1 protein-coding gene is annotated in these 1205 nt (G+C 57.2%); it reads right to left on the bottom strand.

Translation table 11 applies throughout. From position 1 onward, the window contains the following. Nucleotides 1-19: 19 nt before the first annotated feature. A complete protein-coding gene (locus JJL52_RS21080) occupies nt 20-985 on the bottom strand; it encodes an IS110 family RNA-guided transposase (protein WP_202054490.1) in 966 nt (321 codons plus the stop codon). Between the last annotated feature and the right edge of the window lie 220 nt (nt 986-1205).

Here is a 1205-nt window from a genome sequence, read left to right as displayed (position 1 = left end):
GTAGATACTGTTATCCGCGTCAAGCCTGATGAAGCGCAGGATCGAATGGTTTACCCGATATCAAGACGCCGAAGGCGACGTGAACGAGCTTACGCATCATCGCGCCGATGATCAGCTTAGGCGACTTGCCGGCGCCGGCGAGGCGGTCTTTAAAGTTTTTGCCCCAGGTGGTCTTGTACAGGGTGACCATGGCCGGCATATACAGTGCTTTGCGCAGGAAGGCATGGCCAATCTTGGATAAGCGGGGTTTACCTCTCACGCTGCTGCCCGACGCGTAGTGGCGCGGATCGAGGCCGGCAAAAGCGGCGGCTTGCCGGCTATTGGCGAAGCGGTCGGTGTCGGCATAAAACGCCAAGAAGATGGCGCTGGTGCGCTCGCCGATGCCGGGGATGCTGTCGAGCAAGGCCCGTTTTTGCTGGAGATCGGGGTGCTGGTCGATGTGCTCGTCAATCGTTTTAATCCACTGTTGGATGGCGTTGTCGAGCCAAGCGAGGTGCTGCTGGATAGCGTCTTGGACGGCCTCGCGGGCGACCCCAAGACGGTGGCTTTCCTGCGTGCGCATGGTTTGCAAGGCTTCCAGGCGCAGTACCAGGGCGCGTAAAGTGATCTCCTCTTGACTGGGTGCTTGCCACGGTTCGGGTTGGCGCTCGGCACAGAAATCGGCGATCAAGCGGGCATCGACTGCATCGGTTTTACTGCGGGTGAGCCGGGAGGCACCATAGGCTTTAATCTGTGCCGGGTTGACGACACTGACTGTGAGTCCGGCGGTGACCAGGTACTGGGCAATCGCTTCCCAGTAAATGCCGGTGGCCTCCATACAGACGGGGCTGGATGTCGCCTGATGCGAAGCCAACCAGTTGGTTAATTGAGCAAAGCCGTCGTCGGTATTGGCAATGACTTTGCTGCGGAACTTGCCGTTGGGCAGGCGCAAGGCGCAGTCCAACTTGGCTTTAGCCACATCGATGCCGAGATGAAACAAAGACATAAAAAACCTCAACTGATCTACCTTGTGAATGCGGGCTGCCGGCAAGCCGGGCCAGAGATACTGTCCGATCTTTGATCGAGGCGAGCAGCTGTTGCAGGATCTACGGCACGGACTTGGAGTTCCAAGGATGGGCTCGGCATCCAGCTACTCAAACCTGAGGTGCCCCTCAGGCATGTTTTTCATAAGAATTTATACAGGAATTCCCGTTTGAAAAACACAA

It is taken from the genome of Candidatus Methylomicrobium oryzae, from assembly GCF_016745425.1.
GTDB classification, from domain to species: domain Bacteria; phylum Pseudomonadota; class Gammaproteobacteria; order Methylococcales; family Methylomonadaceae; genus Methylomicrobium; species Methylomicrobium oryzae.
The sequence above is the reverse complement of the archived record's forward strand: the minus strand, read 5'-3'. Positions and strand labels throughout refer to the sequence as shown.